Origin of the sequence: Kitasatospora sp. NPDC094019, assembly GCF_044764505.1 — a bacterium.
Lineage (GTDB): Bacteria > Actinomycetota > Actinomycetes > Streptomycetales > Streptomycetaceae > Kitasatospora.
Genome location: NZ_JBIWIF010000024.1, coordinates 26016 through 49370 on the forward strand (window position 1 = coordinate 26016; position 23355 = coordinate 49370).

Genomic DNA, 23355 nt, shown 5'->3' on the forward strand with positions numbered 1-23355 from the left:
AGAACTCCGTCGAGGTCTGGAAGCCGCCCGAGACCCAGGTCGGAGGGGCGACCGCAGGATGGAGGCACTCGGGTTACCTGTTGGTAACAAACTTCCGCTCCGGAGGCAACCGTTGAGAACCCCACTTCTCCGCCGCGCCGCAAGGCCGTTGCACAACAGGCTCCTTGGGGCCGCTGGTGCGGCACTCCTGGCCGGCGCACTGCTCGTCGGCACCCCCGCCGGCGCGGCACGGGCGGCGGACGCGACCCCCACCGCGTCCGCCGCCGCTGCCTCCGCCCGGGGTGCCGGTCCGGCCGCGCTCCCCGCCGCCGCTCCGGCCGTCGCCGGTCAACTCCCGCCCGACGGTGACACGGTGGCCTCGCCGCCCGGCGCCAACGACTGGACCTGTCGACCGGGTGCGGCCCACCCGAACCCGGTGGTCCTGGTGCACGGCACCTTCGCCAACCGGTACGAGAACTGGCTGGTGCTCTCGCCGCTGCTGAAGAGCCTGGGCTACTGCGTCTTCGCCCTGGACTACGGCACCGTCCCCGGCATCACCTCCTCCGGCAGCGGACTGCTGCTGCCGATCGGCGGGCTCGGCCCGGTCGCCGACTCGGCGGCCCAACTCGGCCGCTTCGTCGACCTGGTGCGCGGCGCGACCGGCGCCGCGAAGGTCGACCTCGTGGGCCACTCGCAGGGCGGCATGCTGCCGAACTACTACCTGAAGTTCCTCGGCGGCGCGGCCGCGGTCGGCAAACTGGTCGCGCTCGCGCCGTCCAACCACGGCACCACGCTGGACGGCATCACCAACCTCGCCCCGTACCTCCCGCGGGTGGCCGAACTGATCTACACGGCCTGCGCGGCCTGCCGCGACCAGGCGGTCGGCTCCGACTTCAACCGGCGGATGGCCTCCCGGCCGGACACCGTCCCGGGCGTGCGCTACACCGTGATCTCCACGGTGTACGACGAGGTCGTCACGCCCTACCGGAGCCAGTTCCTGAACGGCTCCGGCGGCGCCGGCCCGGCCGCCGTGGACAACGAGGTGCTCCAGGCGCACTGCCCGCTGTCGCTCGCCGAGCACGTGGCCGTCGCCTTCACGCCCACCGCGCTGCACCTGGTCACCAACGCGCTCGACCCGGCCCACGCCACGCCGGTGCTCTGCGGCTGAGGCCGCCACCACCGGGGCCGCTCAGGGCCGTTGCCGCCGCGTGGGAAGTCGGCCCGTCCGACTTCCCACGCGGCGGTCCGGTGCGCCGGGTGTCGGTGCGGGCGGGGATACTGCCGTGGACCGAGGAACGGGAGAGTGGCGTGGGTTTCGTCGACGAGGTGCCGGTGCCGGTGTCGGAGGACTGGGCGGACTGGCTCGTGTACGCGCGGGCGCTGAGCGAGGCCGGTGATCCGCGGGGGGAGGCGATCCGGCTGGAGCACCGGGGGGCGCCGGCCGACGACCCGGAACTCGCCGCGCTGTACCGGCGGGTGGAGCGGGAGTGCGGGCTGGACGGTCTACGGGCCGACGGATCGTGGCGGCTCGGCTGGTCCCGGGGCTTCCTCGACACGGCCGTGTTCCGGCTGGCGCGGGAGACCGCGCCGGGGCGCCGGGCGCTGGCGGCGCGACTCCTGGCGGAGCTGCCGCACAGCGGCGCCCACGACCCGGACGATCCCGAGCAGTGGGAGGCCGTGCTGGTCGACGCGCTGCTGCGCCACCCCGCCGCCGGGCGGCTGCGCGCGCTGGAGCTGCGCCTGACCGACCATCACCACTCCGCCGAGCGGGGGGCCACCGCACTCGCCGCGCGGCAGCGGCCCCGGCTCGCGGAGCTGTACCTCGGGCACGACTTCGACACGCTCTTCGAGCTGCACCGGACCTCGGCGGGTCGCCCGCTGGAGGTCGAGCGGTACCTGCACGACCCGGTGGTCCCGGTCGAGGTCGGCCGGGACCTGTGGCCCGCGTTGCCCGCCCTGCGCCGCCTGGAGCTCGAAGGGGCCTTCCTCCTCGACAACGTGGTGCACGACGGGCTGACCCACCTGCGGACCAGGGGCGCGGTCTTCTCCGACGGTTCCCTGTTCGGGACGTCCACCCCGGGCCTGGTCACGCTGGAGGTGGAGATCGACCACGACGTGCACGGCACCGTCGGCAGCAACCTCCAGCTGGAGGAGCTCACCCTGGCCGGGTACCCCCGGCTGCGCCACCTCCTGGGGGCGGCGACCTTCGAGCCCGAGGAGGCCGGCGATTTCGCCGTCCTCGCCGAGAGCCCGCTGCTGCCCCGGTTGGAGCGCCTGACCCTCCGGGAGCTGGTGATCGAGGACACCGACGCGGAGCGGGAGCCGCTGGCGGTCCTGACCGAGCTGGCCCCCCGCTTCGCCCACCTCGACCTGCGGGTGGCGGGCGACATCGAGGTCGAGGGGGCCGACGAGCGCGAGCTGGCCCGGGTGCTCGCCGCGCTCGGTCTGGGCCCGGAGGCGGAGGACGGCGGAGCGCCGGACGCGCCCTAGCCCGCGAGCGGTCGCACGGTGAGGACGGCGGTGGTCCCGGACGGGGCGACGTCGTGGGTGCCAGGGGTGGTGAGGAGGGCGGCGTCGTAGCGGGCGAGCGTGGTGCTGCCGTCGAGGGCCGCGGTGCCGGACAGGCAGACCAGCAGCACCGTGGTGCCGGCGGCGACGACGAGCGGCCGGGGCTCCGTGGCCAGGACCAGATCGGCGGTGGCGCGGCCGCGGCGGGTCATCACGTTGAAGTCGACCAGCGGGCCGCCGAGCAGCCGGCAGTCGGTGGCCGCGTCGCCGGAGAACGGGAACGGCCGGAACGGCGCGTCGACGACGTGCTCGGCGCCGTCCACGGTCAGCGCCATGCCCGGGCCCTCGACCAGGGTGATCACCCGGTCCACCCCGGGGAAGGCGGAGAACGGCCCGGCCGATCCGACGTCGGCGAGGCTGACCCGCCACGCGAAGTCGTCCAGCCCCGAACCCGCAGGGTACCCGGCGACCTCCCTGGTCACCCCGCCGCCGTTGCGCCAGGCGGTGGCCGGGCGTTCGGCGGCGCGGAGGAGCTGGACCGGTCCGGTGCTGTTCGTCATGGCGCGATCCTCGCACGGGCCCGGAGGCGCGGGGGAGGGGAGCGTCCGGGGCCGGTCGGGCGGTTCAGTGCCGCCGGACGGCCAGCGGGAGGACGGCGGCGACGACGGCGGTGGCCGCGACCGTGGTGAGGGCGAGCGGCAGGCTGGTCGCGTCGGCCAGGAAGCCGATCACCGGCGGGCCGACCAGCATGCCGCCGTACCCGAGCGTCGAGGCGAGGGCGACGGCCCGGGGGCCGCCGGCGGCGCCGGCCTGGGCGATGGCGAGCGGGAAGAGGTTGGCCAGGCCGAGCCCGACCAGCACGAACCCGGCCAGGGCGAGCGGGACCAGCGGGGCGAGCGCGGCCAGCAGCATCCCGGCCGCCGCGGTGAACCCGCCGAAGAGCATCACCCGGTGCTGGCCCAGCCGGAGGGACAGCCAGGTGCCGCCGAGCCGTCCGGTGGTCATGGCGAGCGCGTAGGCCACGTAACCGGCGGCGGCCGTCCGCGCGCCGGCGTGGACGTCGTCCGTCAGGTGCACGGTGGTCCAGTCGGCTATGGCGCCCTCGCCGTACGCGGTGCAGAGCGCGGTGAGGCCGAGCAGCAGGACGAGGACACGCCCGGTGCCGGGAACGGCGCCGCCGGAGGAGGAGGCGGCGGCGGACGCGGCGCCGACCGGTCGGGCGGCGGGGCTGCGGAGCAGGGCGGCGCCCGCGAGCGCGGTGACCACGAGGCCGAGCGCTCCGGCGGCGGCGAGCCATTGGGCGGCGGTGAGGGTGCCGGCGAGCAGGCCACCCGCACCGGCGCCGAGCAGGCCGCCGAGGCTGTACCCGGCGTGGAAGCTGGGCATGACGGGGCGCCCGAGTTCGCTCACGATCTCGACGGCGGCGCTGTTCATGGCGACGTTCGCGCCGCCGTAGCCGGCGCCGAAGAGCAGCAGGACGCCGCCGAGCGCGGGCACCGAGTGGGTGTGCGCGGGCAGCGGGACGGCGACCGCGAGCAGGGCGAGCGAGGCGACGGTGATCGGCCGGGAGCCGTACCGCAGGCAGAGCCGGCTCACGACCGGCATGGTGGCGACGGCACCCGCCGAGACGCAGAGCAGGGCGAGGCCGAGTGCCCCGTGCGAGGCGCTGACCTGGTTGCGGATGTCGGGGATCCGGACGACCCAGGCGGCGAAGAGCAGGCCGTCGACGGCGAAGAACGCGGTCAGGGCGAGCCGGGCAGCGCCCCAGGAGGAGAGGGCGGACGCGGGGAGGGTGCGGGATCGGGCGTCGATGCTGCGAGACTGGGGGGACGGCCGGTCGTCGGGGGCGTGGGGACGAATTTTGTTTCGGAGCGGCACAAAGTAAGAATAGGGACGTGCAGCTCTCATCTTCAAGTCCGAAGCCCGGGACCGGGGCCGAAGCCGACGCGCAGCGCGACGCCCACCGCCGTGCGGCCCCCGACCGCGGCCGGACGCTGCTCGGTCCGGCGCTCCAGCTGATCCACACCGGCCGGGCCCCGACCCGCTCGGCCCTCACCCGCGCGCTCGATGTCACCCGGGCCACCGCCGGCGCCGTCACCGCCGAACTGGAGGCGCTCGGGCTGATCACCGTCGACTCCCGCCCGGCCGGCGGCGGCCGGGGCCGCCCCTCGCACCGGCTCGCCATCGACCCCGCCGGTCCGGTGGTGGTCGCGGGACAGATCCACGCCGACGGACTGAGCGTCACCCTGGCCGGTCTCGGCGGGCTGCTCGACCCGCCGGTGCACCTGCCGCTGCCCGCCGCCACCGACCCGGTGCGGATGCTGCGCGCGGTGGCCCAGGCGGGCGCCGACCTGGCCCGCGCCACCGACCGCCGCTGCCTCGGCGCGGCGCTCGCCCTGCCCAACCCGGTCACCGAACCGGACGGCACGGCCCTCGCCGCGCTGCACTTCGCCTGGCCCAGCGGCACTCCCGTCGCCGACCTGTACGACGTCGAGGTGGGGCGCGCCGAGCACGGTCCGCGGGCGCTCGACCCGCTGCCCACCTCGATCGCCAACGACGCCAACCTGGCCGCCCTGGCCGAGTACCGGCACGGTGCCGGCCGGGGTGCCCGGCACCTGCTGCTGGTCACCTCCGGACACCGCGGGGTCGGCGGCGCGCTGGTGATCGACGGGCGGCTGCACACCGGCAGCGCCGGGCTCGCGCTGGAGGTCGGCCATCTGACCGTCGATCCGCAGGGCCGCCCCTGCCAGTGCGGCAACCGGGGCTGCCTCAACTCCGAGACCGACCCGGACGCGCTGTTCGCCGCCGCCGGTCTGACCCCGGACCGGGATCGGCCGCTGCTCGACCAGGCCGGCGAGCTCTGCCGGGCCGCCGCCGTCGACGAGCGGGCCCGGGCCGCGGTGGAGCACGTCATCGACCGGCTGGGGCTCGGGCTGGCCGGGGTCGCCAACATCCTCAACCCGGACCGGGTGGTGCTCAGCGGTCTGCACCGCGACCTCCTGGAGGCCGCGCCGGACCGGCTGCGCGCGGTGGTGGCCGACCGCTGTCTCTGGGGGCGCAGCGGCCGGGTGCCGATCGTCGGCGCCGAACTGGCGCACAGCGCGCTCGCAGGGGCGGCGGAGCTGGGCTGGCGCCCCTATCTGGCCGACCCGCAGTCGGTGCGGCCGGGTTAGTCCGGTCTCCTCGGTGCGGGTGCCCGCCGTGCTGGTGCCCGCAGTGCGGGTGCCCGCCGCGCGTGGGTGCCCGCGCCCCCTCGTGGACCGTCGGCCCGGCGGTCGATAAGCGGAGCCTGGAGTCTCGAATAATGTCACTTATCGTGACACTCGTACACTCGTAGTGAGCGCATCGGAGGGGGGCTTCGAAGAACTCGCACGAGGAGAGTGGCAGGCCATGGGGACCGAACCGACCGTCGACGTCGACCGTACCGACCCGGAGTACCGGAGCTGGCTCAAGGAAGCGGTCCGCAAGGTCCACGCGGACGCGAACCGCTCGGCCGACACCCACCTGCTGCGCTTCCCGCTGCCCGCCGAGTGGGGCATCGACCTCTACCTCAAGGACGAGTCCACCCACCCCACCGGATCGCTCAAGCACCGGCTGGCGCGCTCGCTCTTCCTCTACGGGCTCTGCAACGGCTGGATCCGCCCCGGCAAGCCGGTCATCGAGGCGTCCAGCGGCTCCACCGCCGTCTCCGAGGCGTACTTCGCCCAGCTGATCGGGGTGCCGTTCATCGCGGTGATGGCCAAGTCCACCAGCCAGGCCAAGATCGACCTGATCGAGTTCCACGGCGGCGAGTGCCATCTGGTGGGCCGGCCCGACGAGGTGTACGAGGCTTCGGCCCGGCTCGCCGAGGAGACCGGCGGCCACTACATGGACCAGTTCACCTACGCCGAGCGGGCCACCGACTGGCGCGGCAACAACAACATCGCCGAGTCGGTCTTCGCCCAGCTGCGCCTGGAGCCGCACCCCGAGCCCGCCTGGATCGTGGCCACCGCCGGTACCGGCGGCACCTCGGCGACGATCGCCCGGTACGTCCACTACATGCAGTACGACACCCGGATCTGTGTCGCCGACCCGGAGAACTCCTGTTTCTTCGACGGCTGGGTGCGGGAGGACCCGGACGCGGTGTGCGACCGGGGTTCGCGGATCGAGGGCATCGGCCGGCCCCGGATGGAGCCGAGCTTCGTGCCCGGGGCGATCGACCGGATGATGAGGGTCCCGGACGCGGCCTCGATCGCCGCCGTCCGGGTCCTGGACGGGGTGCTCGGCCGGAAGGCGGGCGCGTCGACCGGGACCGGGCTGTGGAGCGCGCTGCGGATCGTCGCCGAGATGCGTGCTGCGGGGGAGCGCGGCAGCGTGGTCACCCTGATCTGCGACCCGGGCGACCGCTACCTCGACAAGTACTACGCGGACGAGTGGCTGGCGGGGGAGCGCATCGACATCGCCCCCTACCGGGCCGTGCTGGAGTCCTTCCTGGCCGGCGGCGCCTGGGAGGACTGACGGGCGCCGGTGTCCGGTCGGGCCGACGGAACGGGCGGCGGCGCCCGTCGGTCCTCCCATCGCCTTCCCGCGCTACGGCAGCCGGGGCGCGGGAAGGTCGCTGGGGACGAGGAGCTGGAGGTCCTCGGTGGAGGGGTCGGCCAGCTGGGCCACCCGCATGGCGTGCCGCTCCACCATGGTCTCGAAGACCTGGCGGGCGGTCCGGCCGTTGCCGAAGCCGGGACCGCGCTCGATCCCGGCGAAGTGGTCCAGCAGCGCCGACGCGGTGGCGTCGGCCAGCGCGTACTCGTGCTCGGCGCACTGGGCGCGGGCGATCTCCAGCAGTTCCTCGGCCGTGTAGTCAGGGAAGGTGACGGTGCGGGAGAACCGGGAGGAGACGCCGGGGTTGGCGGACAGGAACCGTTCCATCTCGGAGGTGTAGCCGGCCACGATGACCACCACCTCGTCCCGGTGGTCCTCCATCAGCTTCACCAGGGTGTCGATCGCCTCGCGGCCGAAGTCGCGGGCGCCGTCCTCCGGCGCGAGCGCGTACGCCTCGTCGATGAAGAGCACGCCGCCGCGGGCCCGGTCGAAGGCGGCGGCGGTGCGGATCGCGGTGGAGCCGATGTGCTCGCCGACCAGGTCCACCCGGGCCACCTCGACCAGGTGGCCGCGCTGGAGCACCCCGAGCGAGGCGAGGATCTCGCCGTAGAGCCGCGCCACCGTGGTCTTGCCGGTGCCGGGGGCGCCGGTGAAGGCCAGGTGGCGGCGGAGCGAGGGCGCCTTGAGGCCGGCCTGCCGGCGTCGGCGGCCGACCGAGATGAGGTCGATCAGGGTCCGGACCTCCTGCTTGACGGTGGCCAGGCCCACCAGCCCGTCGAGTTCGGCCAGCGCCTCGTCGGCGGGTCGGCAGTCGGGGATCGGGCCGATCACCGCGGGCGCGGGCACGGCGGAGGCCAAGGAGGCTGTGACGGCGGTGAGTTGGGCGCGCGGTGGGGGGATCTCGGCGGCCGGAGCCGGCGCGGCCGCCACATCGTCCGAGGTGCAGGCGTCCACCACCGGGCCGGGTTCGGAGAACTCGAAGCCGGCCCGCTCGTTCTGCTCGGCCCGGCAGCGGGTCAGCACGGTGCGGCAGCCGTCGATGATGTGGAAGCCGAAACCCTTGCCGTGCGAGACCCGGCAGTCCTCGAAGGTGCCCCGGCCCTGGGCCGAGACGTAGACACCGGCGTCCGAGCCGGCCCGGATCGTGCAGTCCCGCAGCACCGGGTCGGCGCCCTTGGTGATGATCACACCGGTCGCCACGTCGGAGATCTCGCAGCCCGTCAGCAGTCCCCCGCTGCCGTGGTCGCGGAACCAGAGTCCGGTGCCCGCCTCCTGCACCCGGCAGCCGCTGAGGTTCACCGTGGCACCCCCGCTGACGGAGACCGCCGAGCTGCGGATCCGGCTGAACGAGCAGCCCTCGGCGACGGCGGCGGAGTCGCGGTCCAGGACGAACAGGGCGTCCGGGAGGTCGTGCAGGGCGCAGTCGGTGAGGGTGAGCCGGGCGCCGTCGCTGACCCACAGCGCCGGGTACTCGCCGTTGGAGCCGTGGATCTCGCAGGACTCGGCGCTCGCCTCGGTGCCCTGGTCCCAGACCGAGAGGGCGCCGCGGCCGAAGTCCCGCACCGTGGAGTGGGCGAGGCTGAGCCGCGCCCGGCCGCGCAGGTCCGCCGCGTTCTCCGGCAGGTCGTGCACCCGGCAACCGGTCAGGACGAGCTCGGCCTCGCTGTCGAGGGTCAGGCCGTTGCCGGTGACCCGGTGGATGTCGCAGTCGACCAGCCGTCCGCCGGCCTGCGCCTCGGCCTGCACCCCGCTGCCGCGGATCTCGTAGATCTCGCAGCCGGTCAACTCGGCGGCGCTGCCCGGGTCGGAGAGCAGGACGCCCGCGCCGGTCGCGTGGTGCACCCGGCAGCGCTCCAGCGCGGCGGTGGCCCCGCCGAGCACGGCCAGTCCGGCCTGTCCGGCGGCGGACACCTCGCAGTCCTCGAACGCCGCCGCGGTGCCCGGTCCGCGCAGCCGCAGTCCGAGACCGTCCGGGTTGGCCACCACGCAGCCCTTGAGGGTCGGCCGGGCACCGTCGGTGACCTCGATCCCGGCGGCGGAGCGGGTCTCGACCCGGCAGCCGGTGAAGGAGGGGGCCGCCTCGGCCCCGGACACCAGCACGGCGGGGGAGGAGCGTTCGGTGCCCTCGATCACCAGGTCCCGGAGGGTGGCCGAGGCGGTCACGGTCAGCGGGACACCGCCGGGAGGGTCGATCCGGACGGTGCCGGGGCCCTGGGCGGGGACGATCGTGACCGCCTTGTCCACGACCACGTTCTCCCGGAAGGTGCCCGGGCGCACGGTCACCGTGTCGCCGGGTTCGGCGGCCGCCAGGGCCTCGGTGAGCGTGTCGTACTCGCCGGCGCGGCGCCGCCAGCGGGATGCGCTGTCCTGGGTGACCCGGACCCTGTGCTCAGCCATGACGGTTTGTTGTCCCCACCTTCATCGAGCCGGCGATCTGCGGACCGGACGCACGCGGGCGCCGTTCGCCCGGACGCGGCGCACCGGGGTGCGCGGGTCGTCCGCCCACCGTAGCGCGCCCGCACGGGTGCTCCGGCCGCCCGGGACCGCTGGGTGGCGGGCCGGGCCGGGGGCCGTCGCGGGTTCACCACATGCTTCAACGAGTGCGCACAGTTCCGGTTCCGCGACGCGGCGCGGAACGGCCCGGGCACCGGTGGCGGGGAGCGGCGGCGGTACGGCGGGACGGGGACGGCCGCACCGGTCGTGGGGGACCGGTGCGGAGCCCGGGGGGAAGCCCCGGGCGCGGGACCCGCGCGCGGGCACCGGCGCGTGGGCACCCGTCCCGTGCGCCGGGAGCGCCTGCGGCGCCCGCGGCAGCCGCCCGCGGTGGTCGGTCGGGCCGGCCGGTCGGGCCGGTTGGGCGCGGGGTGGACGAACGGGCCGGTCCGGCGGGTCAGACCAGCCGGTCGGACGGCCACCGCATGCCGTCCTCCAGCACCTCGACCTCGTCGCCGAGCCGCAGCGTGCCCAGCACGTCCCCCTCGACGCCGGCCGGCCGCTCCGGAATCAGGTTCTGCCCGAACGCGGCCTTCTTCAGCAGTCGGTGGTGCCGGGCCAGGGTGCGCAGCGGCTCCGGGCCGCGTCGCTCGCCGCTCTCCTGGTCGGTGGTGGTGACCACGCAGCGCCCGCACGGCTTGACCACCCGGAAAGTCAGGTCGCCGATCCGGATCCGGCGCCAGCCGTCCTCGGCCCACGGCTCGCCCCCGGAGACCACCACGCTGGGACGGAACCGCTCCATCGGCAGGGTCTCGTGGCCCTCCGGTTCCGCCTCGGCGATCAGGGCGTTGAGCTCGGCCAGCGAGGCGGTGGTGGTGAGCAGCAGCGGGAAGCCGTCCGCCATCGAGACGGTGTCCCCCGGCGAGGAGAAGTCCGGGTCCACGGGTCGCGCGCGCGGGTCGTCCAGGTGCACCAGCCGGTAGTCGCCGAGCTGCTCGGCGATCCAGAGCTGGGCCTCCTTCTCGGCCTCGGCGGCGAGGAAGCGGGTGCCCCAGACCTCGACGTCGGCGAGCTGGTCGCCGGCCGCGACCGAGGGGGCGGGGATCTCGACGCGGGAGCCGCCGGGCGCGGTGAGGACGAGGGTGCCGGCGGGGGTGAGCTCGGTCCGGACCTGACCGAGGGCGGGGTTCTCGCGCTGGCTGACGAAGCGGCCGGTCGCGTCGGCGAGCATCCAGCGGCGGTCGCCGGCCAGGCCCCACGGTTCGACCCGGGCGCTGTCCGGGCTCAGGCGGTACATGGACTTGACGGGGTAGACGTGGAGTCCGGTGAGCTGCATTCCTCCATCCTGCCAGCCCCGATCGGAGCGCCCGTGGGCGAGTCCGGCCCGTTCGCGGACGCCCGGCCGGGCCGGTGCGGCCGGAAGGCGTCGGGGCGGTCCCGCGACAGGCTGCCCCGACACGCTGCCCGAACGCGCACGGACCGCCCGGAACGCCGGGGTGGGGCGGCGTTCCGGGCGGTCCGTGGATGACCCGTTTCTCCGTACGCCCGGCGTCGTTCGGTGCGCGCCGGGTACTGCTGGTGTGGTGCGGGTCCGGGCCGGGTGGGGCCGGCCCGGGGTGCTGTCAGTAGCCCTGTGCCTGCGGCTGGTAGCCCTGCTGGTACTGGCCGTGCTCGCCGTACGCGCCGGGGCGCTGCGGCTGCATCGGTCGGACCGGGGCGACCGGGGTGACGGCCGGACGCAGCTGGGCGCCGCCGAAGGACTGGTCGGCCGAGCCGCCGAAGCCGCCCTGGTGCCCGCCCTGGCCGCCGAAGCCCTGCGGGGCGCCGAACGACTGCTGGCCGCCGAAGGACTGCGGCCCGCCCTGGGGCTGGCCCGCGCCGTGCGGACCGGCCGGCTGCGCGCCGAAGGTCTGCTGTCCGGCCTGACCGCCGACGAAGGTGTTCTGGCCACCGAAGCTCTGGCCGCCGGAGGGCTGGTACCCGCCGGTGGACGCCTGGGTGAAGCCCTGGGTCGGGGCCTGCGGCCGCTGGCCCGGGAGGTACGGCTGCGGAGCGCCGTACCCGGGCACCGCCGGCTGGGGCGCGGCGGCGTACGCGGGCGCGGGCTGCGCCGGGATGTACGTGGTGGCCGGGCCGGAGGGGGCGCTGCTCGGGCCGGGGCCCAGGGCGAGGCGGGCCGGCGGCAGGGCGGGGAGGTTGCCACCGGGACTGTCGTACCCGGTGCCGTACCGGTTCTCGTAGGACTGGCCGGGGAGGCCGGTTCCGTAACCGGTCGACATGGCCGGCGGCAGGGCGGCCGGCACGTTGATGGGCGCGATCTGCGGGACACCGCGCTCTGCGACGAGGCTGTCGTAGATGGGCGTGCCGGAGGAGAAGGACGGAGAGGGGTAGCCGACTCCGTCGTAGGAGCGGGGCGAGGTCATGGGGCATACGGTAAGCCCACAACGAGCCCACTGAGGAGACTGGGAGGCGGAGCAGTTCGAGTGTTTACACAAGCTTCGCCCGAACAAAGGTTTCGAAAGTAGGAAGAACGGACAAATTGGCGATGACTTCAGGCCACCCGCCACCCGCTCCGGAGGGTCGAACGGGCCCCGGACGTCACCGCCCGAGTTCCTTGCGGTGAAGGGGCGGTGGACGGTTCGGGGACTGCCGAAGAAACTTCCGCGGGCAGGGCGCGCAGCGGCGCGTTCGAGCCCCCGCCGACGGTGCGGCGGGGGCTCGTGAATGTTTCGGGGATAAAGTCCCCATCAGAGCTTTCGCGGAGTTTGTCCGGGCCGGTTCGGCCCGCGTCCGCTCAGCCCACCGGGGCGGGCCGGGGAGTACCGCCCTTCTGGGCGGGGAAGCCGGGCAGACCGGCCACCTCGGAGGTGCAGAACGAGCAGCGCGTCGCCGCGGCCGGGATCACGCTCAGGCACTCCGGGCAGTCCGCCTTGGCGACCGGCGCCGGCTTGTCGCCGTCGAGCCGCGCCTGGAGCTTGCCGACCGGCACCACCACGATGAAGTAGATCACCGCGGCGACCAGCAGGAAGCCGATCAGCGCGTTGATGAAGACGCCGTACGGGAACCGGGTGCCGGCCACGTCGAAGGTCTTCAGGGTGAAGTCGCCGACCGCGCCGGTCGCGACCCCGATCAGCGGGGTGAGGAAGGCCGTCACGAACCCGGTGACCACGGCCGTGAAGGCCGCGCCGATCACGATGCCGACCGCCAGGTCGACGACGTTTCCACGCAGCAGGAAGCTGCGGAATCCCTTGAGCACCGGGGAACTCCAAATCCGTACGGGGAAAGGCGGGATGGGACCACGGGCCCCGGCCGGACATCCTGCCGACCGGGGGTGCCCGCGGTCCAACCGCGTTCACCCGATCCGCGTAACGGCGACGCGGTCCGGCGCGCCCGGATCAGGCGGGGCGCAGACGCTCCGCGTACGGCTGGATCCGGGCCACCGCCCCGGCGATCCGGCGGACCGTCGGCGCGTCCATCTGGGACCACAGCGGCACGGTCAGAACCGAGCCGGAGAGCCGGTCGGTGAGCGGCAGCGCCTCGGCCTGGCCGAGGTGGGCGTAGGCCCGCTGGCGCTGCACCGGCGGGTGGAAGTAGCGCCGCGAGTCGATGCCCTCCGCCCGCAGGGCGTCGGCGAGTTGGCGCGGGTCGAGGCCGAACTCGGCGGCGTCCAGGATGAGCGTCAGGTCCTTGAAGGTCGAGGTGTCGCCCTCCTCCGGCACGGCCAGCCGCAGCCCCGGCAGGCCGTCCGTGACGGCGGCGAACTCGGCCACCAGGGCGTTCCGGTGGGTCACCCGCTCGGGCAGCCCGGCCAGCCAGTTGAGGCCGACGGCGGCGTGCAGCTCGCTCATCCGGGCGTTCAGGCCCGGGAACAGGGTGTCGTAGTCGCCCGGGTTCCCGTAGTCGCGGGCGGTCCGCAGCCGCTGGGCCAACTCGGCGTCCCGGGTGGCGACCAGGCCGCCCTCGCCGGCCACCGCGACCTTGGTGGGGCTCATCGAGAACACCTCGGCGTAACCGAAGTTGCCGATCGGCACGCCCCTGCGGCGGCTGCCGAAGCCGTGCGCCGAGTCGTACACCAGCGGCACCCCGGCGGCGTCGGCGACCTCCTGGAGGCGCTCGACCTGGCAGGGAGTGCCGTAGACGTGGGTGGCCATGAGCGCGGCCGGGCGGTCGGCGGCGGCCAGCCGGGCGGCGGCGTCCTCCGGGTCGAGGGTGATGTCCCGCTCCCGGGCCTCGGCGAACACCGGGGTGCCGCCGGCCCAGTGCGCGGCGTGCGCGGTGGCGGAGAAGCTGAACCCGGGCATCACCACCGCGCGGCCGCCGTCCACCCCGGCGGCCTGGAGCACCAGCATCAGTCCGGTCGTGCAGTTGGAGACCGCCACCACGTGCGGCACCTCCAGCAGCGCGGCCGCGGCCTCCTCCAGTTCGGCGACGGTGCGGCCGTTGGTGAGCTGTCCGCTGTCGAGCACGGTGCCGAGCCGCTCCAGCAGCGCGGCGCGGTCGGGCACCTGGACCCGGGTGAGCGGCAGCCCGTCGGGGAAGGCGGGAGTGCCGCCGAGGGCGGCGGGCAGGGCAAGGGTGTCGGTGGTCATGGCGCGGTCGATCCCCCCTGGGATGTTGACGTTGGCGGTGACGGTGACGTGACGGACGACGGTGACGTGATGGACGACGGCGAGGCGGTGGGCGACGGAGGCACGGTGGACCGGACGGGCGGCGCCGCCGCCGGCACGGGTGACGCGCCTGGCCCGGGCGACGCCCCGGGCGTGCCCGGCGGCCCGGCCGTCCGCCGGGCGCCCCACTGTCCGGGTGAGACCCGCCAGACCGGTGGCGGCCGGCGCGCCGCGGTGCTCCCCCGGCTCGCGGTGGCGGCCGGGACGACCAGCAGCACCAGGGCCAGCGGAAGCACCTGGACCCGTTCGCGGGACAGGATGCCCATGTTGTTGATGGTCGAGAAGGCCCAGCAGAACAGCAGCGTGTAGACGGCGGCGAAGGCCACGTAGGAGCGCTGCACGAACAGCCGGGGGAGCCGGGACAGCCGGGGCCAGGCCCGGATGAACATGACCAGCAGCGCGAAGCACTCCACCGACTGGATCAGGTTCTGGATGTTGGACGCCTCGAACGGGAACGGCCGGAACAGCACGCTGATCACCGCGACCGGCAGCCCCGCCGGATTGAGGCTGAACTGCGGCGCGGCGTCCTCCGGCGCGGTCGCGTTGATCATCGAATTGCCCTGGCTGGTCCGTCTGGAGGTCTCCGAGAGCACCTGGTTGACGGCGTCGCCGCCGGTCCCGTCGGTGCCGAAGAAGGTGGAGACCTGCTGGAGCATCAGCACCGCCATCGCCCCCAGCACCACGGCGGTCAGGATGGTGCGCAGCGGCCCCAGCGCGCTGACCTGGCGCGGCCGGCGGCGCAGCACGTACGCGACCATCAGCCCGGCCCCGGCCAGCGCGGTGACGTGCGGGCGGACCATCGCGGTGCCCACCGAGCCCAGCGCGATGCAGACGAAGGCCCCGAACCGCCGGTCCAGCAGCCGCGCGGTGCCGTAGGTGGTGAGGCCCAGACAGAACATCATCCAGGCGTCCTTGCCGATGCTGGAGGGCCAGAACAGCAGCGAGGGCAGGAAGAAGACCAGCTTGGCGTACTTGCGGGTGTCGGCCTCCGGGAAGGCGATCTGCAGCGCCCGCCAGAACAGCAGCAGGCCCCAGAAGCCCAGCCAGGAGAAGACCAGGAAGCCGCCGATCAGCGAGGGTCCGGTGATCGCGTACACGATGCCGGTGACGATGATGACGAAGCCGGTGCCGGCGACCTTCATGCCCAGGTCGTAGTGGACGCCGCCGAGCAGATCGGCCTGGTCCAGGTAGGCGGCCAGCTCGCTGCCCTTCTGGTGGTACATCTTGGCGTCGGCCGCGCCCCCGTAGAGCACGAAGGCCATCAGGTACCGGGGGAAGGCACAGAGCAGTTTGGCGGTCATCGCCAGCAGCAGCAGCCGGAAGACGTCCCGTTCGGGGTTGGCGGCGGCGATCCGGGCCAGCAGCGGGGTGCCGATCGCCATCAGCGCCGGGAGGATCAGCAGCGCGCCCCAGGTGTCGTACGAGGTGTGCACCGAGGCGAGCACGAAGAGCGTGACGTAGCCGGTGACCAGGGCGGCGGCGAGGGCGGACGGCCAGGGGACACGACGCAGCGCCGCCGCCGCGGGGCCCGGTGCCCGCGGTGTCCCCGGCGGCCCCGGTGCCTCCGGCAGCCCCGGCGCCCCTGGCACCCCCGGCACCCCCGGCATCAGAACACCTCCAGGTCGCCGAGGCTGAACCGCCAGTCGGCCAGGGTGAGCGGGGTGGCGCCGGCCGGGGTGCGGGCGGCGAGGGTCATCCCGGTGCGCGGGGCCCGCAGGTAGCCGGCCCGCAGCGCGGCCTCGGCGGCCTCGGTGCCGGGGGCGAGGTGGGTGGCGACGTGGTCGCAGCCCGACTCGCGGGCGGCGGCGCGCAGCAGGCGGACGGCGCTGTCCCGGTCGCCGGGGCGGACGACCAGGTCGGCGAGGGTGAACTCGGCCAGCGGGCCGCGCCGTCGGGGCCGGCCGACGGCCAGGCCGGTCAGTTCCCCGCCCCGGTGCACGGTGAGCACCCGGTAGTCCAGGCCGGGGGCCTCGCCGTACCGCCAGCGCAGGAACTCCGGGGTGCGGTGGACGGCGAGCCGGGGGTCGGCGGCGTCGGCGGCGGCGCGTTCGCGCAGCAGTTCGGCCAGCGGGCCGTTCACGCCGTTCAGGCCGCTCGTGCCGTTCGTGCCGTTCGTGCCGTTCACGTTGCCGGCGTCGCCCGCGTCGCCCGCGTCGCCCGCCGTCTGCTCGGCCAACCAGGCCCGGGCGGTGGGCAGTCGACAGTCCGGGGCCCCGGCCGGCGCGGCGCCCGGGCGGCGGGCGAGGGCGGCGCGCGCCCCCCGGGCGAAGGCGGCCGGGCGGACGGCGCGGACCGCGACCGGGACCCGTCCCAGTTCCTGCCAGCCCATCTTCCGGTAGCCGGGCAGGCTGTTGCCGTTGGGAGTGTTGAACACCAGCGCGGTGTCCCCGGCGACCTGCTCCAGCAGGTCCAGGGTGAGCCGGCGGAAGATGCCGCGGCCCTGGAAGTCGGGGTGGGTGGCGGTGTCCACGGGCCGGACGGCGTCGACCGGGCGGCTGTCCGCGCCGCCCGGCCGCCACTGCCAGCGCAGGAACAGCCGGACCCCGGCAAGTCGGCCGTCGGGGGTCTCGGCGATCAGCCCGGGGCTGGCGCCGAAGGGATTGCGGAGGTGCTTCCAGGTGAAGAACTCGGCGGTTCGGGTGCCGGTGGGTCCACCCGCCAGGGAGGCGGTGAGCAGGTCGAGCACGGCGGGCAGGTCGGGCTCGGCCGGCGGGCGGAAGGTCAGCTCGGCGGGGGCGGGCAGGGCGCTCACGTCCGGACTCGCTCTCCCATCGGTGGTCGGGGGGTCAACGGGGAAACGTCGGTGCTCCCGGAGGTCTCCGGGGTGCGGGCGGGCGGCTCAGTGCCGCAGGACCCGCGCGTACACCGCCTCGACGGCGCGCTGGGCGCCGGCCACGTCGAAGCGTTCGGCGCGCTTGCGGGCGGCGGCCGCGAACCGGGTGCGCAGCTCGGGTTCCTCGGCCAGCCGGGCGAACGCGTCGGCCAGCGCGGACGGGTCGCCGGGCGGGACGAGACAGCCCTGCTCGCCGTCGTCCAGCACCTCGGGCATGCCGCCGACCCGGGTGACCACCGAGGGAAGCCCGCTGGTCATCGCCTCCATCAGGGCGACCGGCAGGCCCTCCTGACGGGAGCTCAGGGTGAACACGTCCAGCGCGGGCAGCAACTGCGGGACGTCGGGCCGTGACCCGGTCATCAGGACGGACCCGGCGATGCCCAGTTCGGCGGCCCGCTCCCGCAGCCGGGCCTCCAGCGGCCCCGTGCCGATCAGCACCAGCCGGGCCTCCGGGTGGCGGCGCAGCAGCTCCGCGTGGGCGGCGAGCAGGGTCGCCTGGTCCTTCTTCGGGGTCAGGTTGCCGACCGTGCCGACCACGAAGGCGTCCTCCGGCAGGCCGAGTTCGGCGCGGGCGGCGGCCCGGGCGGCCGGTCCCGCGGCGGCTCCGGCCAGGTCGGGGCCGTGGTGCACCACGGTGACCCACTCGCCGGGGCGGCGCCGGCCGGGCGGGACGGTCCGGGCGACGGCGTGCGAGACGGCGATCACCGCGTCGTTGCGCCGGTAGGTGAGCGCGTTGGCCCAGCGGGTGGCCGGGCGGTAGCGCTCCCAGACGTTGTGCTCGGTGTGCACCAGGCGCGGTCCGGGGCCGGTCAGGGTGGGGGCGAGCAGCCGGGCGGCGGTGGCCGGGACGGGCATGTGGGTGTGCACCAGGTGGTACCGGCGCTCGGCGAGCAGCCGGCGCAGCCGCAGCGGCCAGCGCGGATCGGCCCGGCCCGGGATGCCGGGGACGCCGCCCAGGCAGTGCACGGTCACCCCGGCCTCGGTGAGCGCCGGGGCGAGCGCGTCCTTCCACGGCAGCACGTAGGCGACCTCGATCCGGTAGCGCGAACGGTCCGCGTGGCGCGCGCAGTTGAGCAGCAGTTGCTCGGCGCCGCCGCGGCCGAGGCCCTTGGCCAGCCACAGCACCCGCACCGGGGCGTCCGGCGGTCCGGCGTGCGGGGCGGGTTCCGGCGCCGGTGTCCGCCCGTCCAGCGGCCCGCTCATCGCTCCTCCGCCTCGCGCAGCAGGGCCGGCTCGCCCTGGTCGCCGCCGTGCCCGCGGCCGTTGGCGCCGCTCGCGCCGGTGCCGTGCGGACCGCCGCCGGTACCGGTGCCGACGCCGTTCGAGGGAGCGTCCTTCTCCCCGGCCGCGCGCCGCGCCCAACTGGGGGTGGTCCGTCCGCCGCCGCGCTCCCCGGGCGGTTCGACGGCCCGTTCCGGTTCGGGGGCGGAGGCGCGCTCCGGCGCGGACGGGGACGGGCGCGCCGCCGCCGCCGACTGCGGCGACTGGTACTGCTGGCCGCCCCGCCCGGCCGGTCCGGACGCCCCGGTGCCGCCGGCGGGACCGCGCCGTCGGCGGCCGGCGGGGCCGTAGGTGCCGAGCAGGGCCACGCCCGCCACCGGAACCCCGGTCCGGGAGAGCAACTCGGCCACCCGGTCGGCCTGTTCCGGGGTGACATTGCCGCTGCGCACGGTGACCAGCACCGCGTCCGCGTGCTGCACCAGGTCGTAGGCGTCGTTGGCGTGCAGCAACGGGGAGGTGTCGATCAGGATGACGTCCGCGTGCCGCCGGGCCCGGCGCAGCACCTCGCCGGCCCGCAGCACCAGCGCGGCCGGGTACGCGGTGGTGTTGCCGCCGGTGATCAGCGAGACCCCGGCGACATTGGTCGGCCGGATCAGGTCGTCCAGTTCGCCGAGACTCTCACCGCTGAGCAGTTCGGCCATGCCCGGACCGTCGCCCACGCCGAGGTGGGTGTGCAGCTGCGGGTGGCGGAAGTCGCAGTCCAGGACGAGGACGCCGCGGCCGGTCTCGGCGAGCGCGGCGGCCAGGTTGGCGATGGTGATGGTCCGCCCGTCGCGGCTGCCGCCGGAGGCGACCAGCACCACCGGCGCCGGGTCGGTGAGCCCGCGCGGGACGGTCCGCGCCTGGTCCCGGTCGTCGCCGCCGGCCGGCCGGGCCAGCGTGTCCGGGCCGGTCAGCAGCAGGGTGGAGCGCAGCGAGCGGTACGCCTCGGCGGCCGGGTCGGACGGCCGGGCCCGCACCAGCGGTTCGCGCACCCGGCGCTGCCGGCGGGACAGGTGCGGCACCTCGCCGATCACCGGCAGGCTGAACGCCTCCTCGACCGCGTTGCGGCTGCGCAGCCGGGTGTCCATCCGGCTGAGCATGAGCGCGGCGACCACGCCGAGCGCGAGGCCGAGGAACACCGCCAGGCCGAGCCGCACGCTGCGGCTCGGGGAGGCGAGCAGGTTGCTGGTGCCCTGGCGGGCGTCGATGCTGCCCCACTGCTGGATGGCGTCGGTCTGGGCGCTGTTGGCCAGCTTGCTGATCGTGGTGAGCGTGGTGGTGAGCGAGGTGTTGGCGGCGGTCAGCTTGGGCTGGAGCTTGGGCTGGTCGGCGGGGGCGGAGCGGTTGTACTGGGCCTGGATCTCGTTCAACTGCTGCTGCTGGGCGTCGGCCTGGGCCTGCAGCTTCTTGATGGTCTCGGCGGCGCTGCGGGCCGACTCGTCGCTGTAGCCCTTGATGATCGCCGCCGAGTAGGCGGTGGCCAGGTCGGAGCAGGACTGCCCGGTGGGGCCGGTGGTGGCGATGGTCAGCATCTGGGGGCTGTCGGCGGTGACGGTCCGGCGGGCGATCAGCTCGGAGGCGTCGGCGATGCCGAGCTGTTTCGCGGCGGCCGCCGCGACGTCCGCGCCCTGGGCGTAGGAGAGCACCTGGTCGGCCCGGACGGTGTCGCCGGCGCCCGCGACCGGGGTGATCGCGACCTTGCACTTCCATTTGGCGTTGTCCACCGTGTCACCGGCCGGGGTCAGCAGCCAGCCGACGACCAGCGCGGCGAGCGTGCAGCCGACGAGCAGTCGCCAGTAGCGCCGCAGGACGGTGAAGTGGTTTGCCGGTTCCACCGGTTGGATCCCCTCGCGTTCGTGGTGCGGTGGTGCTGTCAGCGCCCGTCGCGTCCCTGTCCGGGAGTGCGGCGGGTCCGGGTACCGCTGGTCGGGTCACGCCCCGGGGCGTGACCGGCACACCCTCGCGGGCACGGTGGAATCCCTCGGCTGATGTCGCAACCCGCCCCCCTGACGACTCGCGGACAACGTCCTGAACGACGTACTCCCCACGGCGCGGTCCGGCCCGGCGGTCCACCGCGTGCTCCGCACGCCGACCGCCGCCCCCGCCGGATCCCCTTGCGATGCTTCCCGAGCCCCGACGTGCGGCGCAACCGCTTTGGCGATACTGGTCCGGGAGATCGCGTGCACCGGCCGCCGAGCCGCCCGGATCCGGACAGACCGGGCCCGGCGGCGGGCGCGCACCGACCCCGGGCCGGGGCGCGCACCGTCGCCGGGCCCGGGCCCCCGAGCGGGCTCAGACCGTCCGCAGCCGCAGCGAGCGCTCGTAGAACCCCACCATCTGCGCCGAGACCTGGTGCAGCGTGAACGAGGTCAGGAACCGGGCCCGCGCCGCCTTCGCCCGCACCCGGGCCGAGGCCCGGTCCTCCAGGGTGTCGGTGATCGCCGCCGCCAGCGCGGCCGGGCGTTCCGGCGGCACCAGCCGGGCGTAGTCCTCGGACCCGACCGTCTCGCGCAGGGCCGGCACATCGGCGGCCACCAGCGGCACCCCGACGCCCATCGCCTCCATCGCCGCGCTGCCGAGCCCTTCCCAGCGGGACGGCACGGCGAACGCGTCCGAGGCCGCCATCAGGTCGAACACGTCGTCGCGCGGCCCGAGGAACCGCACCCCGCCGGTCGCAGCGGCCAGCGCGCGCAGCCGCTCGCTCTCCCCGCCCTCGCTGCCGGCCAGCAGCAGCACCGCCTCCGGCTCCGCCCGCAGCACCTCGGGCCACGCCTCCAACAGCACGTCGAGGCCCTTCTGGTACTGCTGCCGGGCCGCGGCCAGCACCACCGGCACGTCCAGCGGCAGCTCCAGCGCCGCCCGGACGGCGGCCCGCCGGTCCGGCGTCACCGAGCCGAGCAGCTCCGGGTCACGCCCGCGCGGCACCACGTCGATCCGCTGCGACGGCACCCGCAGCCGCCGGGCCATCGCCCCGGCCACGTACCGGGTCAGCGCGTGGAAGCGCCGGGTGCCCTGCGCGGTCGTGGCGTCCACGGCCTGCGCGGCCCGTACCTTCCACGGGTTCAGCCCGCGTGCGTTGCGGTGCTCCGGCCCGTACGCCGCGTTGACCAGGCTGGTCACCACCGGGGTGCGGGCGGCCAGGGCGGCCGCCCGGCCCAGGACGTCCGACTCGTAGAGCGTGGTGTGCACGAGGTCGGGCCGCCGTTCGCGGACCAGCCGGTGCAGCGCGGCGACGGTGCCTCCCCGGGTGGGCCGGCCGACCCCGAACACATCGGCCCCCGCCGCGGTGAGCTCGGGCTGGAATCCGCCGGGCGAGTCCTTGAGGTACGCGACGTCGAGCTTCACCCCGGCCCGTACCAGCTGGGGGGTCATCGCCACCAGGCCCTGCTCGGCCCCGCCGACCCGGCTCACGCTGTCGATCACATAGAGCACATGCACAGGCCAACCCCCGCCCTCCTGGGCACCCCCGGTCTCCCGTGCCGGGAGGGCACCCTGACTGCCGCTCAGCATCGCAGGTCGCGGTCGGCGCCCGCCAGCGGTTCGGTCAGACCGGCGCCGGGGCGGGCCGCGCCGCCGTCCGGGCGCCGCGGACCGGACGACGGCGAACGGTCAGGGGGCGGCCGACGGCGCGGCCCGGGGCGCGCGCACCCCCGGCCGGGCGTACGACGGCTCCCGGCCGGCGCTCCCGGGGAGGCCGCGCGCCGACCGACGGACCACCGCCGGGTTGCGCGAAGGGGTCGTCCCTGACGGGAGCCTGTGCCAAGGTCGTTGCCATGCCCGAAGCGACACCGGTCAGGACGGCCGGAACCCGCCCCCGCATCCTCCATCTCGTCACCGACCCGCGGCGGCGCGGCGCCCAGAACCTCGCCCGCGACCTGCACCGCGAACTGCGCCGCCGGGGCCAGGCGTCCGCCCTGCGCGCCCTCGCCCCGCACCCCGACGCCCACCCGGACGCCCCCGACACCCGCGCCACCGCCGTGCTCGGCCCCGGCCGGCTGCACCCGCGCACCCTCGCCGCCCTGCGCACCGCCGCCCGCACCGCCGACCTCGTGGTCGCCCACGGCTCCTCCACCCTCCCGGCCTGCGCCCTCGCCCTCGCCGGCACCCGCACCCCGTTCGTCTACGTGTCCATCGGCGACCCCCGGCACTGGACCGCGGGGCCGGTGCGACGGTTGCGCACCGGCGCCCTGCTGCACCGCGCCGCCGCCGTCACCGCGCTCGCCGACGAGGCCCGGGACCTGCTGGTCGAACGCTTCCGGCTGCCCGCCGCCCGGGTCCGCACCATCCCCAACGCCCGTGCCGCCGACCGCTACCCGCCCGCCGTCGACGAGGCCGACCGCCGCGCCGCCCGGCACGCGCTCGGCCTTCCGGCCGACGGCCTGCTGGTCGCCTGGCTGGGCGCGATCGCCCCCGAGAAGCGCCTCGACCTCGCCCTCGACGCCCTCGGCCGGCTCCCGGACGTCCGCCTCGCCGTCGCCGGAGACGGCCCGCAGCGCTCCGCCCTGGAGCGACATCCCGGCGCCGCCCGGGCCCACTTCCTGGGCACCCTCGCCGACCCGGCCCCGCTCTACCGGGCCGCCGACGCCGTCCTGCTCAGCAGCGACAGCGAGGGCGTGCCCGGCGTGCTGATCGAGGCGGCGCTGGCCGGACTGCCGGCCGTGGCCACGGACGTCGGCTGGGTCGGCTCGGTGGTCCGCGACGGTGTCACCGGCGCGCTGGTCGCCCCCGACGACCCGCCGGCCCTGGCCGAGGCGCTGGCCAAGGTGCTGGCCGGCGACCGGGCCGGACTGGGCGCCGCGGCCCGGGCGCACGCGCTCGCCCACTGCGAGCTCGACGTGGTGGCCGACGCCTGGCAGCGGCTCTTCGCCGAGGTCTGCGGCCGCGGCGGCGCGGCCGCACCGGCCGGTACGGCGAGGCCGGGTGCCGGGAGGGCGGGCGTCGGGAGGGCGGGTACCGCGAAGGCCGACGCGCCCGGGGCCGACCCGGGCGGCGAACTCGGCGGACTCGGCTGACGCGTCCCGGTGGGCCGGGCCGGGTGCGCCGATCGGGCGAATCCCGGCCCGACCCACCGGGGCGACTGGCCGATGACGTTCC

17 protein-coding genes are annotated in these 23355 nt (G+C 75.6%); 5 read left to right on the forward strand and 12 right to left on the reverse strand.

Annotation, left to right across the window (positions count from 1 at the left end; all coding sequences use genetic code 11):
- The first annotated feature begins 112 nt into the window (after window positions 1-112).
- Both ACIQ9P_RS34835 and ACIQ9P_RS34840 read left to right on the forward strand, forming a co-directional pair.
- Window positions 113-1147, forward strand: coding sequence for an esterase/lipase family protein (locus ACIQ9P_RS34835; RefSeq protein ID WP_402365414.1), 1035 nt, complete (start codon window positions 113-115; stop codon window positions 1145-1147).
- A 140-nt stretch (window positions 1148-1287) separates the two neighbouring features.
- Window positions 1288-2469 carry a hypothetical protein gene (locus ACIQ9P_RS34840; RefSeq protein WP_402365416.1) on the forward strand — a complete coding sequence of 394 codons (1182 nt, stop codon included), beginning with the start codon at window positions 1288-1290 and terminating at the stop codon, window positions 2467-2469.
- Here ACIQ9P_RS34840 and ACIQ9P_RS34845 read toward each other — a convergent pair.
- Complete coding sequence (locus tag ACIQ9P_RS34845) at window positions 2466-3047, reverse strand: HutD family protein (RefSeq protein WP_402365418.1); 582 nt, start codon at window positions 3045-3047, stop codon at window positions 2466-2468. The genes ACIQ9P_RS34840 and ACIQ9P_RS34845 overlap by 4 nt on opposite strands.
- 64 nt (window positions 3048-3111) lie before the next feature.
- On the reverse strand, window positions 3112-4365 hold the full coding sequence (locus tag ACIQ9P_RS34850) for an MFS transporter (protein ID WP_402365420.1): 1254 nt from the start codon (window positions 4363-4365) through the stop codon (window positions 3112-3114).
- 116 nt (window positions 4366-4481) lie between these two features.
- Here ACIQ9P_RS34850 and ACIQ9P_RS34855 point away from each other — a divergent pair, with 116 nt between their 5' ends.
- Window positions 4482-5660, forward strand: coding sequence for an ROK family protein (locus tag ACIQ9P_RS34855; protein ID WP_402365535.1), 1179 nt, complete (start codon window positions 4482-4484; stop codon window positions 5658-5660).
- A 217-nt stretch (window positions 5661-5877) separates the two neighbouring features.
- A complete protein-coding gene (locus tag ACIQ9P_RS34860; RefSeq protein WP_402365421.1) occupies window positions 5878-6984 on the forward strand; it encodes a PLP-dependent cysteine synthase family protein in 1107 nt (368 codons plus the stop codon).
- 72 nt (window positions 6985-7056) lie between these two features.
- Here ACIQ9P_RS34860 and ACIQ9P_RS34865 read toward each other — a convergent pair whose 3' ends face one another.
- The 10 genes from ACIQ9P_RS34865 to ACIQ9P_RS34910 all read right to left on the reverse strand — a co-directional run bounded on the left by ACIQ9P_RS34865 (window position 7057) and on the right by ACIQ9P_RS34910 (window position 21684).
- A complete protein-coding gene (locus tag ACIQ9P_RS34865; RefSeq protein WP_402365423.1) occupies window positions 7057-9462 on the reverse strand; it encodes a right-handed parallel beta-helix repeat-containing protein in 2406 nt (801 codons plus the stop codon).
- 493 nt (window positions 9463-9955) lie between these two features.
- On the reverse strand, window positions 9956-10834 hold the full coding sequence (locus ACIQ9P_RS34870) for an MOSC domain-containing protein (RefSeq protein WP_402365425.1): 879 nt from the start codon (window positions 10832-10834) through the stop codon (window positions 9956-9958).
- Between the two features lie 286 nt (window positions 10835-11120).
- Entirely contained in the window at window positions 11121-11921 is an 801-nt protein-coding gene (locus tag ACIQ9P_RS34875) for a DUF6643 family protein (RefSeq protein WP_402365427.1), read from the reverse strand.
- Window positions 11922-12292: 371 nt separating this feature from the next.
- Window positions 12293-12754, reverse strand: coding sequence for a large conductance mechanosensitive channel protein MscL (mscL, locus tag ACIQ9P_RS34880; protein ID WP_402365429.1), 462 nt, complete (start codon window positions 12752-12754; stop codon window positions 12293-12295).
- 139 nt (window positions 12755-12893) lie between these two features.
- The gene (locus ACIQ9P_RS34885) at window positions 12894-14087 is read right to left on the reverse strand and encodes a DegT/DnrJ/EryC1/StrS family aminotransferase (protein WP_402365431.1); all 1194 of its coding nucleotides are present in this window, start codon (window positions 14085-14087) and stop codon (window positions 12894-12896) included.
- Window positions 14084-15772 (reverse strand): hypothetical protein, encoded by a 1689-nt coding sequence (locus ACIQ9P_RS34890; RefSeq protein ID WP_402365433.1) that lies wholly within the window; start codon window positions 15770-15772, stop codon window positions 14084-14086. Before ACIQ9P_RS34890 ends, ACIQ9P_RS34885 begins: the two co-directional genes overlap by 4 nt.
- Window positions 15772-16917 (reverse strand): GNAT family N-acetyltransferase, encoded by a 1146-nt coding sequence (locus tag ACIQ9P_RS34895; RefSeq protein ID WP_402365435.1) that lies wholly within the window; start codon window positions 16915-16917, stop codon window positions 15772-15774. Before ACIQ9P_RS34895 ends, ACIQ9P_RS34890 begins: the two co-directional genes overlap by 1 nt.
- A gap of 87 nt (window positions 16918-17004) precedes the next feature.
- Window positions 17005-18201: a glycosyltransferase gene (locus ACIQ9P_RS34900; protein WP_402365436.1), complete on the reverse strand. Its 1197-nt coding sequence runs from the start codon at window positions 18199-18201 to the stop codon at window positions 17005-17007.
- Entirely contained in the window at window positions 18198-20096 is a 1899-nt protein-coding gene (locus tag ACIQ9P_RS34905) for a tyrosine-protein kinase family protein (RefSeq protein ID WP_402365438.1), read from the reverse strand. The genes ACIQ9P_RS34900 and ACIQ9P_RS34905 overlap by 4 nt, the downstream gene beginning before the upstream one ends.
- Before the next feature lie 457 nt (window positions 20097-20553).
- A complete protein-coding gene (locus ACIQ9P_RS34910) occupies window positions 20554-21684 on the reverse strand; it encodes a glycosyltransferase family 4 protein (RefSeq protein WP_402365440.1) in 1131 nt (376 codons plus the stop codon).
- 350 nt (window positions 21685-22034) lie between these two features.
- Between ACIQ9P_RS34910 and ACIQ9P_RS34915 the strand changes: the two genes are divergently transcribed.
- A complete protein-coding gene (locus ACIQ9P_RS34915; protein WP_402365442.1) occupies window positions 22035-23273 on the forward strand; it encodes a glycosyltransferase family 4 protein in 1239 nt (412 codons plus the stop codon).
- The last annotated feature ends 82 nt before the right edge of the window (window positions 23274-23355 follow it).

Coding starts and splice junctions, on each gene's coding strand:
- ACIQ9P_RS34845 (WP_402365418.1), bottom strand. CDS start 3,047: ATGACGAACAGCACCGGACCGGTCCAGCTCCTCCGCGCCGCCGAACGC.
- ACIQ9P_RS34860 (WP_402365421.1), top strand. CDS start 5,878: ATGGGGACCGAACCGACCGTCGACGTCGACCGTACCGACCCGGAGTAC.
- ACIQ9P_RS34865 (WP_402365423.1), bottom strand. CDS start 9,462: ATGGCTGAGCACAGGGTCCGGGTCACCCAGGACAGCGCATCCCGCTGG.
- ACIQ9P_RS34870 (WP_402365425.1), bottom strand. CDS start 10,834: ATGCAGCTCACCGGACTCCACGTCTACCCCGTCAAGTCCATGTACCGC.
- ACIQ9P_RS34875 (WP_402365427.1), bottom strand. CDS start 11,921: ATGACCTCGCCCCGCTCCTACGACGGAGTCGGCTACCCCTCTCCGTCC.
- ACIQ9P_RS34885 (WP_402365431.1), bottom strand. CDS start 14,087: ATGACCACCGACACCCTTGCCCTGCCCGCCGCCCTCGGCGGCACTCCC.
- ACIQ9P_RS34890 (WP_402365433.1), bottom strand. CDS start 15,772: ATGCCGGGGGTGCCGGGGGTGCCAGGGGCGCCGGGGCTGCCGGAGGCA.
- ACIQ9P_RS34900 (WP_402365436.1), bottom strand. CDS start 18,201: ATGAGCGGGCCGCTGGACGGGCGGACACCGGCGCCGGAACCCGCCCCG.
- ACIQ9P_RS34915 (WP_402365442.1), top strand. CDS start 22,035: ATGCCCGAAGCGACACCGGTCAGGACGGCCGGAACCCGCCCCCGCATC.